Source organism: Streptomyces triculaminicus (genome assembly GCF_017349075.1).
GTDB lineage: Bacteria > Actinomycetota > Actinomycetes > Streptomycetales > Streptomycetaceae > Streptomyces > Streptomyces triculaminicus.
This window is the reverse complement of record NZ_JAFMOF010000001.1, coordinates 651,790-669,028: the sequence shown is the minus strand read 5'-3', so window position 1 is coordinate 669,028 and position 17,239 is coordinate 651,790. Positions and strand designations below refer to the sequence as shown.

Below are 17,239 nucleotides of genomic sequence, written 5' to 3'. Positions count from 1 at the left end.
ATGGGACTGCGCACGAAGATCGGGGTGGCGATCACCGCCACCGCCGCGCTGGTCGCCGTCCTCATCGGCCTCGTCGTCCACCACCGCACCGCCGTCAACCAGCTCGAGACCGCGCGCGACGCCCTCGACCAGCGCCTGGTCTCGGCCGCCGAGGACCACGCCGCCGGCGTCGACCGCCCCCGCGTGATCCTCAACCCCTACCGCCTGCCCGCGCCCCTGCGCCGGGCCGCCGAGCAGGGAAAGCGCGCCACCTACCTGGACCGCTCGGGCCCCGAGCCCGTCCTGTGGGCGGCGACGAAGGTCCGCGACGACATCGTCGTGCTCAAGCACTCCTACCTCCGCCAGACCCGCAACCTCCAGGGCCTCGACGAGGACCTCTGGCTGGCCGGCGGCGTGGGCACCGCGCTCGCCGGCGTCGTCGGGGTGGGCCTGGCGACCGTGGCCGGCCGCCGCCTCAACGCCTCCGCGCGCACCGCCGAGCGCATCGCCGGCGGCGACCTCGTCGCCCGGCTGCGGCCGCGCGGCGGCAAGGACGAGATCGCCCGGCTGACCCACGCCGTCAACACGATGGCCGACTCCCTCGCCGCCCGCCTCCAGGCCGAGCGCGAGGTCACCGCCAACATCGCCCACGAACTGCGCACCCCTGTCGCCGGGCTGGTCGCGGCCGCCGAGCTGCTGCCGCCGGGCCGCCCCGCCGAGATGGTCCGCGAACGCGCCCAGCGGGTGCGGTCGCTGGTGGAGGACGTCCTGGAGGTGGCCCGCCTCGACGGCGCCGACGAGCGCGCCGAGACGGACGTACGGGCGCTGGGCGAGCTGACCCGGCGGGCGGTGCGGGCGGCGGCCGGCGACGGGCAGGAGACGGCGGAGGTGCGGATCACCGGCGACTGCCTGGTGGAGACGGACGCCCGGCGCGTGGAGCGGATACTGGCCAACCTCGTCACCAACGCCTTCCGGCACGGCGCCGGGCCCGTCGTCGCCGAGGTTGAGGACGGCGTCATACGGGTCCGCGACCAAGGGCCCGGCTTCCCCGGGCACCTGCTCGCCGGCGGCCCGCAGCGCTTCCGCACGGGCTCGGGAGCGGGCCTCGGCCTGGGGCTGACGATCGCCCAGGGCCAGGCCCGGGTGCTGGGCGCCCGGCTGACCTTCGCCAACCTCCGGGACGGGGGAGCGGAGGCGACGCTGGACCTGCGGGACGCGGTGCGGCCGGCTCCGCCGGAGGGCGGCGGCTGAGGTGCGGGGCACGGGCCGGGGCACAAGAGTGGATGCCATGAACGACAACATCCTCTTCCTGTCCGTGTCCTCGGCCGACAAGGGCCACCGCGCCCTGGACGCCCTGCGCCAGGCGCACACCGACGGCGGCCTGACCCTGCGCGAGGGCGCGGTGATCGCACGGGACGCGGAAGGCGTCCTGGACTTCCCCGACGCCGTCGACAACACCGGCACGGCCACGGCCTTCGCCATGGGCGGCCTGCTCGGCGGGCTGCTGGGCATCCTCGGGGGCCCGCTCGGCGTGCTGGTCGGCTTCGGCGCGGGCGGCCTGATCGGCGGCGCCCACGACGCCCGCCGGGCCACCGCCTCCAACGCCGCCCTGGAGATGCTGGCGGCGGAGGTGCCGCCGGGCAGCACGGTGCTGATGGCCGAGGTCCGCGAGGAGGACCACGCGGTGGCGGACGGTGCGTTCGCGCCGTACGGCGAGGTGCGCCGCTACCCGGCGGAGAAGATCCGCGAGGAGGTCGAGGCGGCCATCGCGGGACACGGCGGAGCTTCGTAGGCCGCGCCCGCCGGCCCCTCAGCCGCTCAGCCGCCGGTGAGCGGCTTGGCGAAGCAGAGGCTGGAGTCGTAGGTGCGGTAGAACCCGAACTTCGGCACGGCGGGCTCGTAGCCGCTGGAGCGGTACAGGGCTATCGCCTCCGGCTGCCGGTCCCCGGTCGACAGCACCATGCGCGTACGGCCCGCCGCCCGCGCGCTGTCCTCCAGCGCCGCCAGGATCCGCCGGGCCAGCCCCTGGCCGCGCGCCTCGCGGACCACGAACATCCGCTTCACCTCGGCGTCGCCGTCCGCGTACTCCTCACCTCTTTCATCGTCTCGCTCCATCGACCGCCAGCCGCCGGACGCCAAAGGCGTGCCGTCGGGGCCGTAGGCGATGAGATACAGGCCACGCGGCGGGGCGAACTGCGCGGGGTCCATAGGGGCGAGATCGGTGTCGCCGTAGCGCTCGAGGTACTCCGATTGCACCTGGTCATCGAGCTTTGCGGCGTCCGGATGATCAACGGGGACAGGCAAGATCCTCATGACGGCAGCGTAGGGTCGGGGAGCCGGTGGTCGGCACCGGTTTTCGGGAGTGGGTATCGTGCCGGGAATGTCGAACCTGACCGTAACCACCGCAAATGTGAACGGACTGCGCGCCGCCGCCAAGAAGGGCTTCGTGGAGTGGCTGGCCGCGACCGAGGCCGACGTCGTCTGCCTGCAGGAAGTCCGCGCCGAGGCCCACCAGCTGCCCGACGAGGTGCGCGAGCCCGAGGGCTGGCACGTGGTGCACGCCCCGGCGGCGGCCAAGGGCCGGGCGGGCGTCTCGCTCTACTCCCGGCGCGAGCCGGACGCGGTGCGCGTGGGATTCGGCTCGGCTGAGTTCGACGGCAGCGGCCGGTACGCCGAGATCGACCTGCCGGGCGTGACGGTGGCCAGCCTCTACCTGCCCTCGGGCGAGGTCGGCACGGAGCGCCAGGACGAGAAGGAACGCTTCATGGCGGAGTTCCTCCCCTACCTCGTCGACCTCAAGGCCCGGGCCGCGGCCGACGGCCGCGAGGTGCTGGTCTGCGGCGACTGGAACATCGCCCACACCGAGGCCGACCTGAAGAACTGGAAGGCCAACCGCAAGAGCGCCGGCTTCCTCCCCGAGGAGCGGGAGTGGCTGACCAAGGTCTTCACGGAGTACGTGGACGTCGTCCGCGCCCTCCACCCGGGCGCCCCGGGCCCCTACTCCTGGTGGTCCTACCGCGGCCGCGCCTTCGACAACGACTCCGGCTGGCGCATCGACTACCTCGCCGCCACCCCCGGCCTCGCCGACCGCGCCCTCAAGGCCCGCGTGGAGCGCGCCGCCACCCACACGGAGCGCTGGAGCGACCACGCCCCCGTCACGGCGGTCTTCGGCGCGTAGCGCTCACCCTTCCGGGGCCCCGGCAGACTCCCGGCCCCCGGAGGTGCGACCCGCGGTAACTCCCGTTGTCCACAACCATGTACGGCCGGTAGGCCTCTCCCCTACGCTCGCCACTGTGCCAGTAATCGCTGGCACCGTTGTGTCGAGTGTGTCGACCGGGAGGCTGCGGCATGGCCGAGCATGAGCGTCAGCACGTACGCGTGGCGGTGATCGGTTCCGGGTTCGGAGGGCTGGGGGCGGCCGTGCGGTTGCGCCGCGAGGGCGTCACCGACTTCGTGGTCCTGGAACGCGCCGGCGCCGTCGGCGGGACCTGGCGGGACAACACCTACCCCGGCTGCACCTGCGACGTCCCCTCCCACCTGTACTCCTTCTCCTTCGCCCCCAACCCCGAGTGGCCGCGCACCTTCTCCGGCCAGTCCGCCATCCGCGGCTACCTCGAGCACATCGTGGACACCTTCCGCCTGCGGCCGCACCTGCGGCTGAACTGCGAGGTCACCGCCCTGCGCTGGGACGCCGACGAGCTGCGCTGGGAGGTCGCCACCGCCGACGGCCCCGGCTGGACCGCCGACGTCGTCGTCTCCGCCACCGGCGCGCTGTCCGACCCCAGCGTCCCCGACGTGCCCGGCATCGACGGCTTCCCCGGCAAGGTCTTCCACTCCGCCCGCTGGGACCACGACTACGACCTGCGCGGCAAGCGCGTCGCCGTGATCGGCACCGGCGCCTCCGCCATCCAGATCGTGCCCGCCATCCAGCCGGACGTCCGCCGGCTCACGCTCTTCCAGCGCACCCCGCCCTGGGTCCTGCCGCGCTCCGACCGCAGGATCACCGCCGCCGAGCAGTGGCTGCACGCGAAGGTGCCCGCCACCGCCGCGCTGCGCCGGGGCACCGTGTGGGGCATCCGGGAGCTGCAGGTCGGGCTCTTCACCAAGTGGCCGGACCGGCTGCGGCTGGTGGAGAGCACCGCCAGATCCCATCTGCGCAAGGCCGTCAAGGACCCCGCCCTGCGCGCCCGGCTCACGCCCGACTACCGCATCGGCTGCAAGCGCATCCTGCTGTCCAACGACTACTACCCCGCGCTCACCCGCCCCAACGTCGACGTGGTCGCCTCCGGCCTCGCCGCGGTGCGCGGCTCCACGCTCGTGGCCGCCGACGGCACCGAGGCCGAGGCGGACGCCATCGTCTTCGGCACCGGCTTCCACGTCACCGACCTGCCGATCGCCGACCGCATCACGGGCGTGGAGGGCACCACGCTGGCCGAGGAGTGGAAGGACGGCATGGCGGCCCTGCGCGGCGCCAGCGCCGCCGGCTTCCCCAACTTCCTCACCGTCGTGGGCCCCAACACCGGGCTGGGGAACAGCTCGATGATCCTCATCATCGAGGCCCAGCTGAACTACCTGGCCGACTTCCTCCGCCAGCTCGACACCCTCGGCGGCCGGGCCGCCCTCGACGCCCGCCCCTCGGCCGTCCGCGCCTGGAACCGCAGGGTCCAGCAGCGCATGGAGCGGACGGTGTGGAGCACCGGCTGCAGCAGCTGGTACCTGGACGCGAACGGTCGCAACACCACGCTCTGGCCCGGCACGACGTCCGAGTTCCGCAAGGAGACCCGGCGGCTGGACCTCGCCGAGTACCAGATCATGCGGCTGCCCGGAGCGCGACGGGCGCCGGCCGCCGCGAAGGAGGCGACGCGATGAGGCCCCGTACGAGCCTCGCCGGCCAGGTCGCCGTCGTCACCGGGGCGGCCCGCGGCGTAGGGGAGTTACTGGCCCGCAAGCTGTCCGCGCGCGGGGCGAGCGTGGCGCTGGTGGGGCTCGAGCCGGACGAACTGCGCCGGGTCGCGGGGACGCTGCGCTCCGACACCGCCCACTGGCACGCCGACGTCACCGACCACGAGGCGATGGAGCGCGTGGCGGGCGAGGTGAAGGACCGGTTCGGCAAGGTGGACGTCGTCGTCGCCAACGCGGGCGTGGCCACCGGCGGTCCGCTCGCGGAGTCGGACCTCGCCGCATGGCGCCGCGTCATCGAGGTCAACCTCGTCGGCAGCGCCGTCACCGGCCGCGCCTTTCTGCCCGTGCTGTCCGAGAGCCGCGGCTACCTCCTCCAGATCGCCTCGCTGGCCGCCCTCGCCCCCGCGCCGATGATGACGGCGTACTGCGCGTCCAAGGCGGGCGTCGAGGCGTACGCGCACAGCCTGCGCGCCGAGGTCGCGCACAAGGGCGTACGGGTCGGGGTCGGGTATCTGAGCTGGACCGACACGGACATGGTGCGCGGCGCCGACGAGTTCGAGGTGATGCGCGAGATGCGCCGGCGGCTGCCGTGGCCGGCCAACCGCACCTATCCGGCGGGCCCGGCCGTGGACCGGCTGGTGGCGGGCATCGAGCGGCGCTCGGCGCATGTCTACGCCCAGTCCTGGCTGCGCGCGATGCAGCCGCTGCGGGGAGCGCTGCCGGGCCTCGTCGCCCTGGGCGGCCCGCGCGAGATGCGGCGCGTGGAACCTCGTCTGGGCGGGGTGCGCGTGGGCCTGGTGGGGGCGGGCGGGGCCGCCGACGCGGGAGCGAGCACGGAGCGTCACTGATCGAAATGCGCGGTTCGTCCCGGCGTGTGAGGCTGATCGCGGCCCCGATTCCCCGATCTCCCCTAGGAGTGAACACGCATGGGCATCAAGGACGAGATGCAGAACAAGGCGCAGAAGGCCAAGCAGAAGGCCGAGCAGACCAAGCAGCAGGCGCAGCAGAAGGGGCAGCAGGCCCAGCAGAAGGTGCAGCAGGGCCAGCAGAAGGGCCAGCAGAAGAGCCAGCAGGAGCAGGAGCGCCTCCGGCAGCAACAGCAGGGCCGCCAGGGCTCCATCGACGACATCCAGGACGACCTGGACGACCGTCTCTGAGTCGCTCCTGGTCGCGGTCGAGGGGCGCACCCGAGCAGGGTGCGCCCCTCTGTCATGCCACGACTGTCATGTCACAACTGTCATGCCACGACTGTCACGTCATGACGATCACGCGTCAGACGCGGGCCGGCTCGCGCTTCCCGTCGAGGTCGGGGTCGGCTTCGGTGTCACCGGACGCCGCCGCCGGCGCCGCCGGCGCGAGGTGCTTCTGCAGCCCCTCGCCCTCGACGTCCACGTTCGGCAGGACCTTGGAGAGCCAGCGCGGCAGCCACCAGGCCGTCTTGCCCAGCAGGGCCAGCACCGCCGGCACGATCGCCATGCGGACCACGAACGCGTCGAAGAAGACGGCGATGGCGAGGCCGAAGCCGATCATCTTGATCATCTGCTCGGACGAGCCGATGAAGCCGGCGAACACGCTCATCATGATGACGGCGGCCGCGGTGACGACCCGCGCGCCGTGCCGGAAGCCGGTCACGACGGCCTCGTCCGGGCGCTCGCCGTGGACGTAGGCCTCGCGCATCCGCGTGACGAGGAAGACCTCGTAGTCCATGGCGAGGCCGAAGACGACGCCCACCATGAAGATCGGCATCATGCTCATGATCGGGCCGGTCTCCTCGACCCCGAAGAGGCCGCCCAGCCAGCCCCACTGGAAGACCGCGACGACGGCGCCGAGCGCGGCGACGACCGACAGCAGGAAGCCCAGCGCGGCCTTCAGCGGCACCAGCACGGAGCGGAAGACGACCATCAGCAGCAGGAAGGCCAGGCCCACGACGAGCGCCAGGTAGGGCAGCAGCGCGTCGTTGAGCTTCTGCGAGACGTCGATGTTCATCGCCGTCGAGCCCGTGACCAGCACCTTGGCGCCGGTCTCGGACTTCAGCGAGGCGCTCTCGCCGCGGATGGCGTGGACGAGGTCCTCGGTCTCGGTGCTGGTCGGCTTGGACTTCGGGACGACCATGAGCATCGCCGCGTCCTCGGCCTTGTTGAACTGGGCCGGGGTGACGGTGGCGACGTCGTCCAGCTTCTCCAGGGTGTCGTGGACCCGCTGGGCCGCGCCCTTGGCGTCCTTCGCCCCGGACAGGTCCATGACGCCGATGAGCGGGCCGTTGAAGCCCGGGCCGAAGCCCTCGGACAGCAGGTCGTAGGCCTTGCGCTGGGTGGTGTTCTTGGACGCCGCGCCGTCGTCGGGCAGGCCCAGCTCCAGGGAGGCGGCGGGCACGGCGATCGCGCCCAGGCCCAGCACGCCGGCCGCGAGCACCAGCACCGGCCGGCGCAGCACCAGGCGGGCCCAGCGGGTGCCCATGTTCGGCTTGTCCTCGGCGGCCGCGTCCGGTTTGGCCTTGCGGGTCTTGCGGGCGAGGACCTGCTTGCCCGCGAAGCCCAGCAGCGCGGGGATGAGGGAGAGCGCGATCAGCACGGCGATGGTGACCGTGCCGGCCGCGGCCATGCCCATCTTGGTCAGCATCGGGATGTTGACGACCGCGAGGCCGGCCAGCGCGATGACGACCGTCAGGCCCGCGAAGACCACCGCGGAGCCGGCGGTGCCGACGGCGCGGCCCGCGGCCTCCTCGCGCTCGCGGCCCTCGGCGAGCTCCGCGCGGTAGCGGGAGACGATGAAGAGGGCGTAGTCGATGCCGACCGCGAGGCCGATCATCATGGCGAGCGTGGAGGTGTTGCTGGACAGGTCCAGGACGGGCGCCAGCGCGGCGATCGAGGAGACGCCGATGCCCACGCCGATGATGGCGGTCAGCAGCGGCAGGCCGGCCGCGATCAGCGAGCCGAAGGTGATGACCAGGACGACCGCCGACACGGCGATGCCGATGATCTCCGAGCCGCCCTCGGGCATCTGCTGCAGGACGCTGCCGCCGACCTCCACGGTCAGCCCGGCGTCGCGCCCGCGCCGGGCGGCGTCCTTGAGCTCGTCGCGCGAGGACTCGGTGAGGTCGGTGGACTTGACCTTGTACGCGGCGGACGCGTAGCCGATGGTCTCGTCCTTGTTGACGGTCTTGCCCTCGAACGGGTCGGCGGCGCCGGCCACCTGGGAGCTCTTGCGGAGGTCACCGATGACCCGCTCGACGGCCTTCTTGTTCTTCGCGTCCGTCAGCTTCTGGCCGTCGGGGGCCTTGAAGACGACGCGGGCGCTCGCGTTCTGTTCGGTGTTTCCGGGGAAACGCTTCTCCAGCAGGTCGAACGCCTGCTGCGCCTCCGTGCCGGGGATCGAGAAGTCGTTGTTGGTGGACTTGGACGCCGTGGCGGCGCCGACACCGGCCAGCACCAGCAGCAACACCCATATCAGGGCGAAGTACCAGCGCCGCCGGAAGGCGAGCCGGCCGAGTCGGTAGAGGAACGTGGCCACGAGTGTGGTGCTCCCTGTCGGGTCGGATTCGTGACGAATCGGATACGTGAGAACTGGAATGCGGAACCAGCCCGACGAGAGCGGTGCGTCAGGTGGGGCCTCAGTGGGGGTGTGGGTGTGAGTGGGGGGATCAGACGCCGAGAGCGGGGAGGATCACGGCGTCGATGTAGCGGGAGAGATAGCCGGCGTCCGGCACCCGGTCCTCGATGAGCGGACAGGCCAGGAAGCCGCCGATCATCATGTGCGCGACGAAGGGGATGGCGGGGTTGTCCGCCGCCAGTTCGCCGCGGTCGACCGCGCGCCGGAGCAGGGTGTCCAGCCACACCAGCTCGGGCTCGATCAGCCACTCGCGCAGCGCCCGGTGGAGTTCCGGGTTGGTGTGCACGGAGTGGCCGAGCCCGCGCATCAGGGCGGTGTCCTTCTCCATCTGCTCCGTATCGGCCTGGCACACCATGGCGTGGAAGTCACCGCGCACCGAACCGGTGTCGATGCTCTCGATGCCGCCAGGTTTGTTGTGCCGCAGGGCCTTGGCCACCAGCTCCGGCTTGCCGTTCCACTGGCGGTAGAGGGTCGCCTTGCTGGAGTGGGTACGCGCGGCCACGGCGTCCATGGTCAGGGCGTCGTAGCCGACCTCGCGCAGCAGCGCGAGCACCGCCTCGTAGAGCTCGGCCTCGCGCTCGGGGGTCAAACGGGTGCGGCGCGCCGCCGGCTTGGGTGGTTCCGTGGACATGCCGCCCCCCTCACGAGAAGTCGTACGAAACGGTTTCGTACCGATACGAGGATACGTCCGCGACGTCCGGCGGCTCATCGAAACGACATCGTTTCGACGGTGTTCTCCGTCACGAACCGAGTTGCCGGGGCTCCCGGGCGCCGAAACCATGGGATGCGTGAGCGACGACGCCTACCTCCGCTTCCCCCATCTGCACGGCGACCGGCTCTGCTTCGCCGCCGAGGACGACCTCTGGCTGGCCCCGCTGCCCGCCGCCGGGGAGGGCGCCGCGCGGGCCTGGCGGCTGACCGTCGACCGGACCAGGGTCGGGCACCCGCGCTTCTCCCCCGACGGGCGGCACATCGCCTTCACCAGCTGGCGCAGCCTCGACCCGGAGATCCACCTGGCCTCCGTCGACGGCGGCCCGGCCCGCCGGCTCACCTACTGGGGCAGCACCGACACCCGGGTCTGCGGCTGGACACCCCCCGAGAACGGCGTCTCCCACATCCTCGCCGTCAGCTCGCACGGCCAGCCGTTCTCGTACTACTCCTGGGCCTACAAGGTGCCCACCGACGGCGACCCCGGCGGCAAGCAGCCCTGGGGCCCGCTGTCCGACATCGCCGTCGCCGACGTGGGCGGCGAGCACAAGACCCTGATCCTCACCGGCAAGCCCCCGCACGAGCCCGCCTCCTGGAAGCGCTACCGGGGCGGCGCGACAGGCCGGCTGTGGCTGGGGGGCACCCGGCTGCTACCGGACCTCGGCGGCCACCTCGACTCGGTGATGTTCGTCGGCGACCGCATCGCCTTCCTCTCCGACCACGAGGGCATCGGCAACCTCTACTCCTGCCGGCACGACGGCTCCGACCTGCGCCGCCACACCGACCACGCCGACTTCTACGCCCGCCACGCCTCCACCGACGGCGAGCGCGTCGTCTACCAGTGCGCCGGCGACGTCTGGCTCGCCGAGGACCTCTCCGCCGACGGCACCCCGCGCCGGCTCGGCATCCGCCTCGGCGGGCCGCGCGCCGGGCGGCGCACGTACCAGGTGCAGGCCTCCCGCCACATCCAGTCGCTGAGCGTCGACCGTACGGGCCGCGCCAGCGCCGTCCAGGTGCGCGGCGGCCTGTACTGGCTGACCCACCGCGACGGCCCCGCCCGCGCCCTCGCCGACACCCCGGGCGTACGGGTGCGGCTGCCGGAGATGCTGGGGGCGACCGGCCGCATCGCCTACGTCACCGACGCCGACGGCGAGGACGCCGTCGAGATCGCCCAGCTGCCGCGCGCCGCCGGCCCCTCCGCACCGCGCCGCCTGGCCGCGGGCCGCATCGGGCGGGTGCACGAGCTGATCGCCGCCCCGGACGGCGGACGCCTGGCCGTCGCCGCCCACGACGGGCGGCTGCTGCTCGTCGACGCCACCCCCGAAGGGGACGGCGAGGTCACCGAGCTCGTCCGGTCCGCCAACGGGCCCGTGCGCGACCTCGCCTTCTCGCCCGACTCCGGCTGGCTGACCTGGTCGCACCCGGGCATCGGGCGCTCGCTGCGGCAGATCAAGGTCGGCAGGCTCTCGGACCGGACGGTCGTGGACGTCACCGACGGCCGCTTCGAGGACGAGCAGCCGGTCTTCACCCGCGACGGCCGCTACCTCGCCTTCCTCTCCTGGCGCGGCTTCGACCCGGTCTACGACGTGCACACCGGCGACCTGTCCTTCCCGCTGGGCTGCCGCCCCTACCTCGTCCCGCTCTCCTCCGCCACGCCCTCGCCCTTCGCGCTCTCCACGGAGGGCCGCCCGGCCGGCGGCGGCCTGGACCTGGAGGACGCCGGCGACACCGAGGGCGCGGTGACGGTGGAGGCGGAGGGGCTCGAGAGCCGGGTGACGCCCTTCCCGGTGGCCGCCTCGAAGTACTCCTCCCTCCACCCCGTCCACGGCGGCGGCCTGGTGTGGCTGCGCTGGCCCATCTCCGGCGCGCTGGGCGAGACCTTCGCCAACCCCACCGACACCTCCGGCCGCCCCACGCTCGAGCACTTCGACCTCGTCAAGGCCAAGCGCACCGAACTCACCTCCTCCGTGGACTGGTTCGCGGTCAGCGGCGACGGCACCCGCCTGGTCCTCAACGACGAGGGCGACCTGCGGGCGGTGCCCGCCACGGACCCCGGGGACAGCGACACGACCGTCTACATCGACATGCGGCGCATCCTGCACGAGGTCGACCCGGCCGCCGAGTGGCGGCAGGCCTACGCCGAGGCGGGCCGGATCATCCGGGCGTACTTCTGGGAGCCGGGCATGTGCGGCGTCGACTGGGACGGGGTGCTGGAGCAGTACCGTCCGCTGGTCGAACGCGTCGCCTCGCCCGACGAGTTCGCCGACCTGCTGCGCGAGGTCCTCGGCGAGCTGGGCACCTCCCACGCCTACGTCACCCCCGCCCGCCGCAACGAGGGCCCGCCGCACTACCAGCGCGCCATCGGCCTGCTCGGCGCCAACCTCACCCACCGCAAGGACGGCTCGTGGGCCGTGCGGCGCATCCTGCCCGGCGACTCCTCCGACTCCAAGGCCCGCTCCCCGCTGGCCGGTTCCGGCATCCGCGAGGGCGCGGTGCTCACCCACGTCGACGGCCGCCCCGTCGACCCCGTCACCGGCCCGTCCCCGCTGCTGTCGGCGGCGGGCGGCACGACGGTCGAGCTGACCTTCACCACCCCCGAGGGCGAGGGGCACGAACGCCGGGTCGCGGTCGTGCCGCTGGTCGACGAGCGGCCGCTGCGCTACCAGGACTGGGTGGCCAAGCGCCGCGCGGTGGTCCGCGAGGTCAGCGGCGGCCGGTGCGGCTACCTCCACATCCCCGACATGGGCGGCTCCGGCTGGGCGCAGTTCAACCGCGACCTGCGCCGGGAGATGTCCATGCCGGCGCTGATCGTGGACGTCCGCGGCAACGCCGGCGGCAACATCAGCGAGCTGGTGGTGGAGCAGCTCACCCGCACCATCATCGGCTGGGACCTCACCCGCGACGCCGAGCCCGTGTCGTACGCCTCCAACGCCCCGCGCGGCCCGGTCGTCGCCATCGCCGACGAGATGACGTCCTCCGACGGCGACATGATCACCGCGGCCTTCCGGCTGCAGGGCATCGGGCCGGTGGTCGGCCTGCGCACCTGGGGCGGCGTCGTCGGGATGACGGGCCGCCACCGGCTCGTGGACGGCACCTCGATCACCGTGCCGATGAACGCGGCGTGGTTCGACGAGTACGGCTGGAGCGTGGAGAACCACGGCGTCGAACCCGACATCGAGGTCGACCGCACCCCGCTGGACTGGGCGGAGGGCCGCCACAAGCAGCTCGACGACGCGGTGCGCGTGGCCCTGGACCTGCTGGAGCGGCACGGCGCGACGGAACCGCCGGACTACTCGGGCGTGCCGGACCTGAGGCGGCCGGAACTCCCGCCGAGGTCCTGACCCGGCCCCCGCAGGGCGGCCCGCAGCCCCACGTTCCCGATGAGGATCCCGCCGTCGACGGGCAGCGTGACGCCCGTGATCCAGGCGGCGTCCGGCGACGCCAGGAACGCCACCGCCGCGGCGACGTCCTCCGGCCGCCCCACCCGCCCCAGCGGGTAGAAGGCCGCAGCCCGCTCCAGCGCCTCCTCGCGGCCGTCCCAGTTGGGCGTGTGCACCGTGCCCGGCGCCACCAGGTTCACCCGCACGCCCCGGGGCGCGCACTGGCCCGCCAGGGTGCGGGTCAGGCTCGCCAGGCCCGCCTTGGCCGCGCTGTAGGCGTGGTTGCCGAAGTCCTGCTCGCCGTTGACCGAGCCGACGCTCACCACCGAGCCCCGGCCGCCCGCCGCCGCCAGGTGCGGCATGGCCGCCCGTACGCAGCGCAGGGCGCCGGTCAGCGTGACGTCCAGGTCCCGGGCCCAGACCTCGTCCGGATAGTCCTCCACCAGCGGCGGGTCCGGCTGACAGGAGAAGGCGTTGTTGACCAGGACGTCCAGCCGGCCGAAACGGTCCACCGCGCGGTCCACCGCCGCCCGGACCGCGGCGTCGTCGGCGACGTCGCACGCCAGCGACTCGGCCCCCAGCCCGTCCGTCCGCAGCGCCGCCGCGGCCTTCGCGGCCCGCTCGCCGTCCACGTCCGTCAGCAGCACCGCCGCGCCCTCCGACGCGAAGCGGCGCGCCGTGGCCGCCCCGATGCCGCGCCCCGCGCCCGTGATCAGTACCGCGTGGCCCTCGAAACGCCCCGTCGCCGCCATGCGGCGAGCACTACCCCGCCAGCGCCCTGCCAACCGCCCGCACCAGGGCCTGGGCGCGCGGGTCGGCCGTCACGTTCTTCTGCATGCCGTTGGTGACGTAGCCGAACGCGATCCCCGACTCGGGGTCGGCGAAGGCCAGCGACCCGCCGCGGCCCGGGTGGCCGAAGGAGCCGGGCGCCAGCAGCGGCGAGGCCGGGCCGTGGAGCATGTATCCGAGGCCGAAGCGGGTGTTCACGACCAGGACGCGGTCAGGGCCCGCCGACTCCTCCGTGCGGGCCATGGTCAGCGTGGCGGGGGCGAACAGGCGCCGGCCGCCGTCCACCACGCCGATGAGCGAGGCGTAGAAGCGGGCCAGCGCGTCGGCCGTGGCGATGCCCGCCGAGGCGGGCAGCTCGGCGGCGCGGTAGGCGGGGTCGTTCTCGTCGGCGGGCGGCTCGATCGCGGCGAACGCCCGGTGCGTCAGCGACGCCGGGTCGCGGTAGGCGTCGGCGACCGACGTCTTGGGGCGTACGCGCAGGCCGGCGGAGGCGGGGGCGGCCGGGGCCGTGACGGGGGCGACGCGGCCCACCCGGGCGCGTTCGGCGTCCGGCAGGCCGATCCACAGGTCCAGGCCCAGCGGGCCGGATATCTCCTCCGCCACCCACGCGCCGATGCTCCGCCCGGTCACCCGCAGCACCAGCTCGCCGAGCAGCCAGCTGTACGTCTGCGCGTGGTAGCCGTGGTCGGTGCCCGGCTCCCAGGCCGGGGCCTGTGCGGCGACGGCCCGCGGCCCGCTGACGCCGTCGACGGCCTGGGCGGGGGTGAGCGGGGTGTCCAGCACGGGCAGCCCGGCGCGGTGCGCGAGCAGGTGCCGCACGAGGACGCGGTCCTTGCCGTTCGCCTTGAACTCCGGCCAGTACGTGCCCACCGGGGCGTCCAGGTCGACCTGCCCGCGCTGGTGCAGCACGAGCAGGACCGCGGCGGCCACGCCCTTGGTGGCGGAGCGGACGACCTGCGCGGTGCCGCGCCGCCACGGCTCCGTGCCCCCGTCGGCGTCGCGCGCGCCGCCCCACAGGTCGACGACCCTGCGCCCGTCCCGGTAGACGGTCAGGGCCGCGCCGCGCTCACCGCGCCGGGCGAAGTTGTCGGCGAAGGCGTCCCGGACCGGTTCGAAACCGTCCGCCACCGTGCCCTGGACGTCCACGTCCACGTCCCCGTCCGCCACTGTTTCCCGCTTCCACGTGCCGATCACAACAAATCCATCCACCATGGTGCATCGTGACCGGCCGGGCCCGTGGACCGGGGGCCTCGGGCGGGCTCAGCCCCGCAGGGCCACCGAGCGCGGGTCGAAGCCGAACGGCAGCTCCAGCCGGTGCGCGGCCATCAGCTCCTCGTCGCACAAAAGCTCCCGCGTGGGGCCGTCCGCGGCGATGACGCCGTCGCTGAGCACCACCGAACGCTCGCACAGCTCCAGGGCGTACGGCAGGTCGTGGGTGACCATCAGCACGGTGACGTCCAGGGAGCGCAGGATGTCGGCGAGCTCCCGGCGGGAGGCCGGGTCGAGGTTGGAGGACGGCTCGTCGAGGACGAGGATCTCCGGCTCCATGGCCAGGACGGTGGCCACGGCCACCCGCCGCCGCTGGCCGAAGGAGAGGTGGTGCGGGGGCCGGTCGGCGTAGCCGGACATGCCGACCCGGGCCAGCGCCCGGTCCACGCAGGCGGCCAGCTCCGCCCCGCGCAGCCCGGCCGCCGCCGGGCCGAAGGCCACGTCCTCGCGCACGGTGGGCATGAAGAGCTGGTCGTCGGGGTCCTGGAAGACGATGCCGACGCGGCGGCGGATCTCGGCGAGGTGGCGCTTGTCCACGGGCAGCCCGGCCACCCGCACCGAGCCCGCGCCGCCGCCGAGGATGCCGTTGAGGTGGAGGACGAGCGTGGTCTTGCCGGCGCCGTTGGGCCCGAGCAGGGCGACGCGCTCGCCGCGCCCGACGGACAGCTCGACGCCGAAGAGGGCCTGGTGGCCGTCGGGGTAGGCGAAGGCGAGGCCGGAGACCTCGAGCGAGGGGGGCGTGGCAGGGGTCATGTCAGCATCCATCCGGTCAGGCAGACCGCCAGCGCGGCCAGCGGCAGCGCGGCGGCGTACGTCCACTGCGCACGCGTCGCCGTCACCTCGTCGATCACGGGCATCGTGCCCGTGTAGCCCCGGCTCACCATGGCCAGGTGGACGCGCTCGCCGCGCTCGTAGGAGCGGATGAACAGCGCCCCCGCCGAGGTGGCCAGCACCTTCCAGTGGCGTACGCCGCGCGCGGTGAAGCCGCGGGACTCGCGGGCGATGCGCATGCGGCGCATCTCGTCCGTGACCACGTCGCCGTAGCGGATCATGAAGGACGCGATCTGGACCAGCAGCGGGGGCATCCGCAGCCGCTGCAGCCCCAGCAGCAGCGCGCGCAGCTCGGTCGTCGAGGCCAGCAGCACCGACGCGGCGACGCCCAGCGTCCCCTTGGCGAGGATGTTCCAGGCGCCCCACAGGCCGGACTCGCTGAGCGACAGTCCCCAGACCGTCACCCGCTCGCCCTGGGCCACGAACGGCAGCAGCACGGCGAAGGCCACGAACGGCACCTCGATCAGCAGCCGGCGCAGCAGGAAGGCCGCCGGGACGCGGGCCGCGGCCGTGACGACGGCCAGCAGCAGCGCGTACAGCCCGAAGGCCCACAGCGCCTCGCGCGGGGTGGCGACCACGACGAGTACGAAGCAGAAGACGGCCGCGATCTTGCAGTGCGGCGGCAGGGCGTGCACGGGCGAGCGCGCGTGCCGGTAGAGCTTGTGGGCGTGACCCGCTCCCATGTCAGACGGCCTCGGATCCCGCCGGGGCGGCCGCGGCCCGGGAGCGGCGCCGGCGGACGGTCAGGAACACGCCCGTGCCCACCGCCAGCGTCGCCCCCACGCCGATCACGCCGGCCAGGCCGCCGGAGATCCGCGCGTCGCCGACGTCCTTGACCTGGTAGTCCGCCAGCGGCGAGTCCTTGGCGGCGTGCTCCTCGGCCTTGCTGTCGATGCCCTTGTCGTGGGCGACCTTCTCCAGGCCGTCGGGGCTGGTGGAGGCGTAGTAGCTGACGAAGCCGGCGAGGGCGAGGGCGGCGAGGAGGCCGACGAGCGCGAGGCGGCGGACCGGGCGCGGGGCGACGGGCGAGATCACGGGCTCGATCACCGTTCCGTCGGCCCTGCGCAGCTCGAGCGGCTTGGCCAGCCCGCGCGCGCCGTACACCAGGTCGGGCCGCACGGCCACGACCGCGCCCACGGTCAGCGCGGTGATCGCCGCCTCGCCGAGGCCGATGAGGACGTGCACGCCGACCATGGCCGTGAACACCTTGCCGATCGGCACGTCCGTCGTGCCGCCCAGCGCGTACAGGAGGGTGAAGGCCCCGGCCGCGGCCGGTACGGACACCAGCGCGGCCACGAACGCGGCGGCGGTCACCGAGGAGCGCCGCCGCGGCAGCACGGTCGCCAGCAGCCGGAAGAGGGCGTAGGCGACGACCGTCGTGACGACGGCCATGTCGCAGACGTTCACGCCGAGCGCGGTGAGACCGCCGTCCGCGAACAGCACGCCCTGCATCAGCAGCACCACGGATATACAGAGGACGCCGGTATAGGGGCCGACGAGGATCGCCGCCAGCGCGCCGCCCAGCAGATGCCCGCTGGTGCCGGCGGCGACGGGGAAGTTCAGCATCTGGACGGCGAAGACGAACGCGGCCACGAGCCCGGCCAGCGGGGCCGTCCGCTCGTCGAGCTCCCGCCGCGCCCCGCGCAGGCTGACCGCGACGGCCGTGGCGGCGACGGCACCGGCGGCCAGGGAGACGGGGGCATTGATGAACCCGTCGGGTACGTGCATGGCGGTGCTCCGTCCGTTTGCGCTTTCGTCACTGGTCCAGGCGT

Annotated in this window: 15 protein-coding genes; 7 read left to right on the top strand and 8 right to left on the bottom strand. The window is 73.6% G+C overall.

Annotated features, from left to right (window positions below; all coding sequences use genetic code 11):
* Complete coding sequence (locus J1792_RS03065) at nucleotides 1–1,230, top strand: sensor histidine kinase (protein ID WP_086567731.1); 1,230 nt, start codon at nucleotides 1–3, stop codon at nucleotides 1,228–1,230.
* 37 nt (nucleotides 1,231–1,267) lie between these two features.
* Nucleotides 1,268–1,771, top strand: coding sequence for a hypothetical protein (locus tag J1792_RS03060; RefSeq protein ID WP_086567732.1), 504 nt, complete (start codon nucleotides 1,268–1,270; stop codon nucleotides 1,769–1,771).
* A 26-nt stretch (nucleotides 1,772–1,797) separates the two neighbouring features.
* Here J1792_RS03060 and J1792_RS03055 read toward each other — a convergent pair whose 3' ends face one another.
* Nucleotides 1,798–2,292, bottom strand: coding sequence for a GNAT family N-acetyltransferase (locus J1792_RS03055; protein ID WP_086567734.1), 495 nt, complete (start codon nucleotides 2,290–2,292; stop codon nucleotides 1,798–1,800).
* A gap of 67 nt (nucleotides 2,293–2,359) precedes the next feature.
* Here J1792_RS03055 and J1792_RS03050 point away from each other — a divergent pair, with 67 nt between their 5' ends.
* From J1792_RS03050 to J1792_RS03035, 4 genes are all read left to right on the top strand, one after another.
* Entirely contained in the window at nucleotides 2,360–3,157 is a 798-nt protein-coding gene (locus J1792_RS03050; protein ID WP_086567735.1) for an exodeoxyribonuclease III, read from the top strand.
* 170 nt (nucleotides 3,158–3,327) lie between these two features.
* Nucleotides 3,328–4,848: a flavin-containing monooxygenase gene (locus J1792_RS03045; RefSeq protein WP_086567737.1), complete on the top strand. Its 1,521-nt coding sequence runs from the start codon at nucleotides 3,328–3,330 to the stop codon at nucleotides 4,846–4,848.
* Nucleotides 4,845–5,729, top strand: a complete 885-nt coding sequence (locus tag J1792_RS03040) for an SDR family oxidoreductase (protein ID WP_207246629.1) — start codon at nucleotides 4,845–4,847, stop codon at nucleotides 5,727–5,729. The genes J1792_RS03045 and J1792_RS03040 overlap by 4 nt, the downstream gene beginning before the upstream one ends.
* Nucleotides 5,730–5,807: 78 nt before the next feature.
* The gene (locus J1792_RS03035) at nucleotides 5,808–6,038 is read left to right on the top strand and encodes a hypothetical protein (protein ID WP_207246628.1); all 231 of its coding nucleotides are present in this window, start codon (nucleotides 5,808–5,810) and stop codon (nucleotides 6,036–6,038) included.
* A 115-nt stretch (nucleotides 6,039–6,153) separates the two neighbouring features.
* Here the strand turns inward: J1792_RS03035 and J1792_RS03030 are convergent, their stop codons facing one another.
* Both J1792_RS03030 and J1792_RS03025 read right to left on the bottom strand, forming a co-directional pair.
* A complete protein-coding gene (locus J1792_RS03030; protein ID WP_207246627.1) occupies nucleotides 6,154–8,391 on the bottom strand; it encodes an MMPL family transporter in 2,238 nt (745 codons plus the stop codon).
* 130 nt (nucleotides 8,392–8,521) lie between these two features.
* On the bottom strand, nucleotides 8,522–9,121 hold the full coding sequence (locus J1792_RS03025) for a TetR/AcrR family transcriptional regulator (protein WP_086571937.1): 600 nt from the start codon (nucleotides 9,119–9,121) through the stop codon (nucleotides 8,522–8,524).
* 148 nt (nucleotides 9,122–9,269) lie between these two features.
* Between J1792_RS03025 and J1792_RS03020 the strand changes: the two genes are divergently transcribed.
* A complete protein-coding gene (locus J1792_RS03020; protein WP_207246626.1) occupies nucleotides 9,270–12,539 on the top strand; it encodes a S41 family peptidase in 3,270 nt (1,089 codons plus the stop codon).
* Here J1792_RS03020 and J1792_RS03015 read toward each other — a convergent pair.
* The 5 genes from J1792_RS03015 to J1792_RS02995 form a co-directional block, all read right to left on the bottom strand.
* A complete protein-coding gene (locus J1792_RS03015) occupies nucleotides 12,488–13,330 on the bottom strand; it encodes an SDR family NAD(P)-dependent oxidoreductase (protein ID WP_207246625.1) in 843 nt (280 codons plus the stop codon). The genes J1792_RS03020 and J1792_RS03015 overlap by 52 nt on opposite strands.
* A gap of 10 nt (nucleotides 13,331–13,340) precedes the next feature.
* The gene (locus J1792_RS03010) at nucleotides 13,341–14,513 is read right to left on the bottom strand and encodes a serine hydrolase domain-containing protein (protein WP_307842938.1); all 1,173 of its coding nucleotides are present in this window, start codon (nucleotides 14,511–14,513) and stop codon (nucleotides 13,341–13,343) included.
* 114 nt (nucleotides 14,514–14,627) lie between these two features.
* Nucleotides 14,628–15,389 carry an energy-coupling factor ABC transporter ATP-binding protein gene (locus J1792_RS03005; protein WP_179198877.1) on the bottom strand — a complete coding sequence of 254 codons (762 nt, stop codon included), beginning with the start codon at nucleotides 15,387–15,389 and terminating at the stop codon, nucleotides 14,628–14,630.
* Nucleotides 15,386–16,150: a cobalt ECF transporter T component CbiQ gene (gene cbiQ, locus J1792_RS03000; protein ID WP_086569530.1), complete on the bottom strand. Its 765-nt coding sequence runs from the start codon at nucleotides 16,148–16,150 to the stop codon at nucleotides 15,386–15,388. Before cbiQ ends, J1792_RS03005 begins: the two co-directional genes overlap by 4 nt.
* 1 nt (nucleotide 16,151) lies before the next feature.
* Nucleotides 16,152–17,195, bottom strand: coding sequence for an energy-coupling factor ABC transporter permease (locus J1792_RS02995; protein WP_086569528.1), 1,044 nt, complete (start codon nucleotides 17,193–17,195; stop codon nucleotides 16,152–16,154).
* Nucleotides 17,196–17,239: the final 44 nt, after the last annotated feature.